9 protein-coding genes are annotated in these 9,276 nt (G+C 44.8%); 5 read left to right on the plus strand and 4 right to left on the minus strand.

The genetic code is table 11. The features are described from left to right. Window positions 1–89: 89 nt before the first annotated feature. The gene (locus P5674_RS20100) at window positions 90–473 is read right to left on the minus strand and encodes a DUF1830 domain-containing protein (protein ID WP_014274599.1); all 384 of its coding nucleotides are present in this window, start codon (window positions 471–473) and stop codon (window positions 90–92) included. Between the two features lie 261 nt (window positions 474–734). Between P5674_RS20100 and P5674_RS20105 the strand changes: the two genes are divergently transcribed. The 5 genes from P5674_RS20105 to mrdA all read left to right on the plus strand — a co-directional run bounded on the left by P5674_RS20105 (window position 735) and on the right by mrdA (window position 6,824). Continuing rightward, entirely contained in the window at window positions 735–2,315 is a 1,581-nt protein-coding gene (locus P5674_RS20105) for a photosystem II high light acclimation radical SAM protein (protein ID WP_014274600.1), read from the plus strand. Between the two features lie 81 nt (window positions 2,316–2,396). Then, complete coding sequence (locus P5674_RS20110) at window positions 2,397–2,759, plus strand: VOC family protein (protein WP_006617651.1); 363 nt, start codon at window positions 2,397–2,399, stop codon at window positions 2,757–2,759. A gap of 66 nt (window positions 2,760–2,825) precedes the next feature. Beyond that, window positions 2,826–4,082: a rod shape-determining protein RodA gene (gene rodA / locus P5674_RS20115; protein WP_006617650.1), complete on the plus strand. Its 1,257-nt coding sequence runs from the start codon at window positions 2,826–2,828 to the stop codon at window positions 4,080–4,082. A gap of 119 nt (window positions 4,083–4,201) precedes the next feature. Then, window positions 4,202–4,939 (plus strand): DUF502 domain-containing protein, encoded by a 738-nt coding sequence (locus P5674_RS20120; protein ID WP_006617649.1) that lies wholly within the window; start codon window positions 4,202–4,204, stop codon window positions 4,937–4,939. A 91-nt stretch (window positions 4,940–5,030) separates the two neighbouring features. Further along, window positions 5,031–6,824 carry a penicillin-binding protein 2 gene (mrdA, locus tag P5674_RS20125; protein WP_006617648.1) on the plus strand — a complete coding sequence of 598 codons (1,794 nt, stop codon included), beginning with the start codon at window positions 5,031–5,033 and terminating at the stop codon, window positions 6,822–6,824. Window positions 6,825–6,863: 39 nt separating this feature from the next. On the opposite strand, the gene P5674_RS20130 is transcribed toward mrdA, so the two are convergent. From P5674_RS20130 to P5674_RS20140, 3 genes are read right to left on the minus strand one after another with little or no spacing between them, the layout of a single operon-like run. Further along, a complete protein-coding gene (locus P5674_RS20130) occupies window positions 6,864–8,384 on the minus strand; it encodes a hypothetical protein (protein ID WP_315670225.1) in 1,521 nt (506 codons plus the stop codon). Beyond that, complete coding sequence (locus P5674_RS20135) at window positions 8,366–8,770, minus strand: hypothetical protein (protein ID WP_152088389.1); 405 nt, start codon at window positions 8,768–8,770, stop codon at window positions 8,366–8,368. Before P5674_RS20135 ends, P5674_RS20130 begins: the two co-directional genes overlap by 19 nt. Window positions 8,771–8,785: 15 nt before the next feature. Continuing rightward, a complete protein-coding gene (locus P5674_RS20140) occupies window positions 8,786–9,025 on the minus strand; it encodes a hypothetical protein (RefSeq protein ID WP_006617645.1) in 240 nt (79 codons plus the stop codon). Window positions 9,026–9,276 lie beyond the last annotated feature (251 nt).

A 9,276-nucleotide genomic window follows, 5' to 3' on the forward strand; every position in this document is an offset into this window, starting at 1 on the left:
ATCTGGGTCTGACGCACCCTACTTTGGTGCGTCAGTTTTCCATGGTCTGGTGATGATTCCGATTATCTGGGTCTGACGCACCCTACTGGTTAATCAATAGAACTCAAAGCGGGAGTTGTTAAAACTGAGGGCTTGGCTCCAGAACTGCGACCTGTGACCCTTTCATGGTAAGCTATAGCTGCGGCACTGGGGTGGACTTCATCAATGGCTGGGAGTTCTTGGTCAATTTGCAGACGATCGCAGGGAATCTTATCGGATAGAATGGAACTAGCCATTTTTCCTGTGTGAATCTCTAAAAGTGCTTCTGGTATAGCTTCAAACACTAAACGCTGACCGGGAAACACCACCCGCTCAAAATACCAATTAGGGACATTGCTAATTCTGGCAATCTGAATATTGCTAGTAGCGTTAACGTAGCAGCAGAGAACTCGGCCAGGACTGTTATAGGGTAGGGGATCAAGAATTTGAGCCATGTTAAGGAGTATTGCAATATGAGTTTGGTATACAGCCAAACTAACACTTTGCGATCGCTATTGGTTGTAATCCGGACTACCAATCGATCATGATTTTTTCCTTGAACCCACCCACTCTCATATATTTGACCAATCACCCAATCGGCTCAAATTAGGCGATCGCAGCAAATTCATCAGCCACAGCTAATGATTGTAAGATGAAAACAGCCAGCTATATTGTTAAGTTATATTAATAAGCAAGCCATTCACTCATTTAAAATCATGGACCAAAAAATCCTATACGTTCGCCTCCCTTGTAACCCCATCTTCCCCATAGGGGTAGTTTACCTAGCAGACCATGTACATAAGCTATTTGGGTCTGTAGAACAGCGAATCTTTGATTTAGGGACTGTTCCCCCCCTAGACTATAGTGTAGCCCTCAATAGCTGCATTGACGAGTTTAAGCCGACGCTGTTAGTATTTTCGTGGCGGGATATCCAAATTTATGCTCCCGTGGGTGGACGGGGCGGAAATCCTCTGCAAAATGCCTTTGAGTTTTACTATGCCAAAAACCCCCTAGTTAAGTTGCGGGGTGCTTTAGGGGGATTACGGTTAGCAGCATCCTACTATAACGAACTGTGGCGCAATACCAGTTTAGTACGGCAGGGACTCAACCGAGCCAGACGCTATCAACCCCAAGCGCGCGCGCTAGTAGGTGGCGGCGCGGTGAGTGTGTTTTATGAACAATTAGGGGAGAGTCTCCCTGATGGCACAATTATTTCTGTGGGGGAAGGAGAGGCTTTATTAGAAAAATTATTGAGGGGTGAAGACTTCAGTAATGAACGCTGTTATGTGGTCGGACAAACTCAACCACGCGATCGCATGATTCATGAAAAACCGACTAATATTGAGAAAACCGCCTGCAACTATGATTATATCAGCGAAGTTTGGCCGGAGTTTGACTACTATTTTCAGGACGGGGATTTTTATATCGGTGTTCAGACTAAGCGTGGTTGTCCCCACAACTGCTGTTATTGTGTCTATACCGTAATTGAAGGTAAACAGGTAAGGATTAATCCCGCTGATGAAGTAGTCGCAGAAATGAAGCAACTTTACCATCGTGGCATTCGGAATTTCTGGTTTACAGATGCTCAATTTATCCCCGCCCGTCGATTTATTGATGATGCGGTCGAACTGCTACAAAAAATCCTTGATGCTGGCATGAATGATATCAATTGGGCGGCTTATATTCGGGCTGATAATCTCACCCCCCAATTGTGTGATCTGATGGTTAAAACCGGAATGAATTATTTTGAAATCGGTATCACCAGCGGCTCACAGGAATTAGTCAGAAAAATGCGGATGGGATATAATCTGCGGGTAGTATTAGAAAATTGCCGCGATTTAAAAGCAGCCGGATTTAATGATTTGGTGTCTGTTAACTATTCGTTTAATGTAATTGATGAAACCTTGGACACTATCCGCCAAACCATTGCTTATCATCGGGAATTGGAGGCAATTTTTGGGGCGGATAAAGTCGAACCTGCCATCTTTTTTATTGGCTTACAACCTCACACCCATTTAGAAGAATATGCCTTTAAAAACGGTATACTCGATCGCAATTATAATCCCATGAGTTTGATGCCTTGGACAGCCCGGAAACTTCTGTGGAACCCAGAACCCTTGGGGTCCTTGTTTGGGGAAGTGTGTTTAGAAGCGTGGAAACGAAACCCTAATGATTTTGGACGGGCGGTAATGGATATCCTAGAAGAACGTCTGGGGAAATCATCCCTAGAAGAGGCTTTGAGTGCGCCGGTCCAGAGCGATCGCACCGCTGACAAAGAACTGGTCAAGGCGGGTTAAAGTAATTGACAGTGGGGGAGAGTGGGCGGTTTTGCTCACTTTCTTCGTAAAATAGCAACCATAAACCCTAATCTCTGAATTATGCAACTCAAACGCCTAGGTCATGTGGCCATCTGTGTCCAAGATATTAAGACTGCTGCCAATTTTTACCAAAATCTGGGTATGGAATTAGTATGGCAAGATAGCGATTGGGCCTATTTAAAGGCGGGAGATGATGGACTCGCCTTGCTAGGTCCAGGCTACAGCCAAGCCAGATCCCATTTTGGGTTTGTCTTTAGCGATCGCACGGAAATAGAAACAGCCTATCAGCAATTACAACAACAAGGGGCAGAAATTACCCCCATTCACGAACACCGAGACGGTACCGCTTCCTTTTACGGTCGCGACCCGGACGGTAACGCCTTTGAATATCTCTATGAACCCATCAAAAAAGGTGATACCTAAGTGATTTGATTGTACCTGTTTCCATGGGTAGGTTAAAGTTAAACAGTTAAACAAGCGCCAAATTATATGTTTTTCAGAGCCAGATTAAAAAGTTATAGGCGATCGCCCCTAGCACCTTGGGCAGAAATAGACTGGTTTTTATTACTCGCCTGTGTCGCCCTCACCGTGTTAGGCGGCATCATGATCCGTAGCGTAGAAATCAACCAAGGACTGACAGACTGGTGGCAACACTGGATCACCGGAGGTATAGGGTTAATCCTAGCGATGATAATTGCCAGGAGTAACTATGAAAGACTAATCGATTGGAAATGGATAGTTTATATTATCGTTAACCTATCGCTGATTGCCGTTCAATTTATCGGAACCACAGCCCTAGGAGCCCAACGCTGGATTAATATTGGTGGTTTTCACGTCCAGCCCTCCGAATTTGCCAAGGTGGGGATAATTATTGTTTTGGCAGCACTTCTGCACGAGGTCAAGATACCCAGTATTCCAGACACCATCAAAATGCTGATTATCGCCGCCGTTCCCTGGGCGTTAGTATTAATTGAACCCAACCTAGGAACCTCCCTCGTCTTTGGTATGATTACCCTGGGAATGTTGTATTGGGGCAATGTCCATCCCGGTTGGTTAATCCTGTTATTGTCCCCCATTTGTGCAGCTATTTTAACCACAGTCTATCAACCTGCTGGAATTATTTGGGCTGTAGCCATGGGGTTTGTCGGCTGGTGGAGTTTACCTTGGCGCTGTGTGACCGGACCTCTAGCCTTGGGTATGAATTTGGGAGCCGGAAAATTAGGAGATATTTTATGGGGGTTTCTGCAAGATTATCAAAAACAGCGACTGATTGGATTTTTAAACCCAGAGCAAGACCCCCTAGGAGCAGGATACCACTTAATTCAATCTCGCATTGCCATTGGTTCGGGACAGTTATATGGCCGAGGTTTGTATCAGGGCACTCAAACTCAGCTAGATTTTATTCCCGAACAGCATACCGACTTTATCTTTTCTGCCATTGGGGAAGAATTGGGGTTTATAGGTTGTATTATTGTTTTGGCGGTATTCTGGATAATTTGCCTGCGATTGGTGATTATTGCCCAAACTGCTAAGGATAGTTTTGGCTCCTTAATTGCGATCGGGGTATTGTCAATGTTGATATTCCAAGTATTTGTAAATATTGGCATGAATATCGGACTAGCACCAGTTACAGGTATCCCTTTACCATTTCTAAGCTATGGGCGATCGGCACTCCTAAGTAATTTTCTAGCCATGGGATTAGTTGAATCCGTTGCTAACCACCGACAGCGAAAACGAATGTTCTAGGCTCAAAAACTCCTGGGCTTCTTGGTCGGATTCAGTCAGCCAGTCCCCTCACCCATTTTGGGTAAGCAGTCGCCATTTTTCCCAACCCATCATTTTAGTCAACAGGAGAGTGAACCCCCGTGTTCCAAAACTTCAAACATGATTTAAAAAATGATTTAATTGCCGGGTTGCTGGTGGTAATTCCCCTCGCGACAACTATCTGGCTTAGTATTACCGTGGCTACAGCGGTGATTAAATTTCTCACCCGCATTCCTAAACAAGTTAACCCCTTTGATGGCCTTAATCCTATTCTGGTCAATCTACTTAATATTTTAGTGGGGTTAGCCGTTCCATTAATGGGTATTCTGTTCATTGGTCTGATGGCTAGAAATATCGCTGGTCAGTGGTTACTTAACCTCAGTGAACAGATTTTACAAGGCATTCCCTTGGCGGGGTCAGTTTACAAAACCCTCAAACAACTTCTGGAAACTCTACTCAGAGACTCCAATGATAAGTTTCGGCGGGTGGTTCTGATAGAATATCCCCGACGGGGAGTCTGGACTCTGGCTTTCGTGACCGGATCAGCAGACTCTACCATTCAATCTCACCTATCGGAAGATATGATTGGTGTTTTTGTGCCGACTACTCCTAACCCTACCAGTGGCTGGTATGCTATTGTTCCCCGCCATGAAGCGATCGACTTATCCCTATCGGTAGAAGAAGCATTCAAAATTATCGTCTCCGGTGGTATTGTTAATGCTTCCACTTCTCTAAAGCCTAGCGCTAGTCCTCCTGTGGAAACTCCCCTAGACCCTATTATCTCTAAGAAAAATGCGGAACAACCTGTCACCATCGAAGAACAACAATTTGCTCCTTAGGTTTACACGACGGAATAATCAGCCTATAGATTTTCCGGATTCATAACACCACTTTTGAAAAATAAAAGGTAGGTCATTGGATAGGATAACTATGGCTGGTGAATCTCCGTTTACCCCTCACAATCAATATATTTCTGATAAACCGCAGCAGCATCAGTCTTACCGTGGCCGTCTGCATCGTGGTATTATCCTGCTGTTGTTGATTACTGCCGGGTTTTGTTTGTACACTGTTCAACTCGCTAATTTACAATTAGTTCAAGGAGCTATCAATTGGGAGAGAGCGGAAAATAACCGACTGCGCCTAGTTCCTATTCCGGCGAAACGAGGGGAAATTTTCGATCGCCATAATCAAAGACTCACCCGCAGTCGTTTGGCGCGATCAGTTTATATTTGGCCTAGGGAACAGTCACCCCAACAGTGGCAGGAAATTGCTACCCAACTGGGTCCGATTCTTGATATCACTCCACAAGAAATTATTAATCTTATCGAAAATCAGGGCTATAATTCCCATCTTTTTGTGCTAATTAAACAGGATATTAGCCCGGGAATGTTTATTGCTCTCGCCGAACGTTCTGAGTATTTGAAAGGGGTAGAAGTTCGCGGGGAGTCTCAACGTTATTATCCACACAATCATCTGGCTTCCCATATTTTAGGATATATTGGCGCTGCTAGTTTACAAGAATTAAAGGCTAATCCTCAATACCCTATGGGAATGCTAACCGGGAAAATGGGGATAGAACGTATAGCTAACTCTTCCCTTGAGGGAGTGTGGGGAAATCGATTAATTGAGGTTAATTCCCAGGGAGAAGAAATTCAGGAGTTAGGTATTCAAACACCTGAACCTGGTCAGCCACTTCAGCTAACTTTAGATTTCGCACTACAAAAAACTGCGGAAACGGCTTTAGGCGATCGCTCTGGTGCGGTAGTAGTCTTAGATGTCAAAACTGGCGCGATTTTGGCTATGGTTAGTCATCCTAGCTTCAATCCTAATATATTCTCTGGTCCGATGACTGCACAACAATGGGAACAATTACAAAGCGGCGAGAATCCTATGTTAAATAGGGCTGTACAGGGCTACCCCTCTGGTAGTACCTTTAAAATTGTTACGGCGATCGCTGGTATAGAATCGGGGAAATTTTCCCCTAATTCAACTGTACCCACTGCGGCGGCTATTACCATTGGTGGGGTGAGTTTTCATGAGCATAGTAATAGTGGTTATGGTACTATTGGATTTAGAAAGGCACTGGCTGTTAGTAGTAATACCTTTTTTTATCAGGTGGGAATGGCAGCCGGACCTCATCAAATTGCTAAATGGGGGAAAGAATTAGGTATTGGTGGCACTATTAATTTGGATTTATTGGGACTTGATGGTGCTAATCATGGTCAAATCCCTACCCCAGAGGAAAAACAAGCATGGTATAATGAGCCTTGGTACACGGGAGATACTGTGACTATGGCGATCGGTCAGGGGTTGGTTTTAGCTACTCCCTTAGAATTGGCGGTTATGACCAGTACGGTGGCGAATGGCGGCTATCGAGTACAGCCTCACCTGTTGGCTTCCCAAACTAATACCGATGAAACTAAACCCATTAAAACTTCGATTTCGGCGGGTAGTTTAAATGTGGTCCGACAGGGGTTAATTGATACGGTTAAGGAGGGAACTGCTAGAATTTTGAATGATGGTTCTATTCCTTTAACCGGAGGGAAAACTGGAACGGTAGAAATTCCCGGACACCCCAACAACTCTATGTATGTCGCCTTTGGACCTGCTGATAAACCAGAAATTGCGATCGCTGTTTTGGTGGAAAGAGGTGGTTATGGTTCTGTATCCGCCGCGCCTATTGCTAAGGCGGTTTTTCAGACTTATTTCGATGGTAGAAAATAGTATTTTATTTGGCGAGCGCTCCTATTTGACCCCCACCAGCTAACGAAAAGGAAACCCTTTCCGACGACTCAACCAGATGAGAAATTTAGTCCCACCCCAGCCAAGAATAGCACCTGCAAAACTGGCGAAAAGAGCGATCGCAAAAGGATGGGAAATTCCCCCGCCATTTTCAGGTTGGGGAAAAATCCTCGGTTCTTCAAACATTAACCCGGAAGTTGAAGCGATAATGGCTCCCGTCCCAATGGCTACACCCCAAGCCTGAATTTCGTCTTGGAGTTGTTGGTTTTGTTGTTGGCGGGTGCGATCGCGTTGGGTTTGTTCAATCTCCACTATACCACGAATTGAGGCGATCGCTTTATCCGCTAAACTCGAACCTTCCACAAAGTAGTTAAGTTCGTCCCCTATGCGGGTTTGGAAATAGGGAGAAGTGCGATCGCTAAACTCCCCGAAAACATCCATTTCCTGCTGTTGTAAATTATAACCCTTCTCTTGGAGGATATTAAAAATCTCCGTCAATGTTACTTGATAGTTTTTCGTATTGATGCTAATCGTATTGCGACAATGCTTATAGTTTCGCAACAGTCGCGCATATTCCAAATCTAACGCCGCCAATTCCTTTAACACCTTTTTCAGGTCTTCCAGTTGCGCCTCAGTCAACCCTAGACGGGTTTCATTTTGGGTTAATTCTTGCTTAAAAGACTTGACTTTATGCTCTAACTGTGTATAGGCGCTGTAGGTTTTGCGGTACAGTGTCCGCGTTTCCCGGTAGGCGGAAAGCACCTTATTTCGATAGTAAAATAGATTGATAAATTGGCGATAAGCATCGATGAATTTTTCACTGGCTAAATCGTCCCGAAACAGGAAGATGATGATATGGGGTTGCACCTGCGCTTCCCCCTCTAAATTCCCGTCAACAACTTGACCGCCAAACTCAAAAAACGGGCTACCGAACAACTCACCCAGCTTGTGCAAAGGTGGACGTTCAACCTTACGGGAAGGCATCACCTGTGCCAAGCAATTGCGGGCAAAATTTTGTAAATCTTCCGGCTTTTTTGTGCGTTCATGTACTGGCAAAAATGCCGTTAATAGTAATGTTTGACCGAGCGAGCTTTTGATAAAATCGGGTAAAAAAACCAGGCTTTCTGTATTTAAATTGCGCCAAAATGAAATATTGACCTCTGGAGTTTTATCGCCATTTTCCTGTTCTGGGCGGCGCAAATTAACCGTTAAGCTATAACTATCATTCAGTCGGTGGGTGTAGATATTACCCGTTATTTTTAATTCAGAATTAGGCAGAGTTCCCGTGAGCTTGAGACGGTTATTAGGATTCAGGTTAATTTCCGCGCCGAGGGGTTCTGGGGAGTTTTCTGGGTAGCCGTAAATGTCGAGGCGTTCCGTAAAACCCAGCGCCTTTAAAATATCATCTCCCCTTTCCCATAACTGTTTCGGGTGCGGCGCAAGGGAATCCGTTTCCCCCGTCAATCCTCGCCACAGATGAAACGCGAAAAGGTGCAAATTGGGAGCATAAACCGTGTGGGAAATTAGTGTTTTTGAATCCATCGACTCAAACTTTCCCGAACATAGATAAACAAGGAGATTTGGGGGGAATTAGGAGCCGGAGTAATAATCACCAAGGTTTCCGTTTCTTCGATGATTTGGAAGTTGGGAATTGTGTATTGTATCTTATCGGGAGAATCTTCTTCGAGTTCGTCGGCTTGCTTGCGGGGTCTTTGTCGCCGGGCTTTTTCCAAGTGATTTTGGGCTTGCGGAAATTGTCCGATCCAGTCTATAATCATATCTGATGCCTGATTGATATCGGCTTCAGATAGATTCTGCAAGTTGGCTGCCAATTCCTGAGCGGGTTGCACAGCCTCTGGCGGTAGGATTGGCGGTTCAGCTTCGAGGAGTTCGGCTAACATCAGCAGGGTTTCGGTTGAGTCTTTCATGGTTGTCTGGTTGATTTATCTTCCTATTGTCCAATCTTCTATGACCAATCCTGTCACTTTGCTAAAACCTCGATGATTACGGGTTAATAAAATCATAGACCTCGACAGTGCGATCGCTACAATTCTAGCATCCATCCTGTTCGGTGCATCCAATACAGACTCATTCCCTCGACGAATGGCTTGTCCTAGTGCTAGGATTTCCTCAAAAGCCGGTTCATCCTTGAAAGACCTGGTGATTTCGCGTAACCCATTCATCGATTGAGTAGGGGCAATCTGTTCTATAATTGGGGTGGTGGCTGCTTCGACGGCGGCTAGGCGTTATTCTAATGAACTGTTGCTGGTCATGGATTTTCAAAGGTGGGTCGAGTCTCTAACTATAGATTATGGGTTGGGGGGTGTTGGGTTGCGCTATCGCTTCACCCAACCTACAATTGATAATTGATTATTTGCTGGGTGTTGGGTTGCGCTATCGCTTCACCCAACCTACAATTGATAATTGATTATTT

The organism is Limnospira sp. PMC 289.06 (assembly GCF_032350395.1).
Classification (GTDB): domain Bacteria; phylum Cyanobacteriota; class Cyanobacteriia; order Cyanobacteriales; family Microcoleaceae; genus Limnospira; species Limnospira platensis.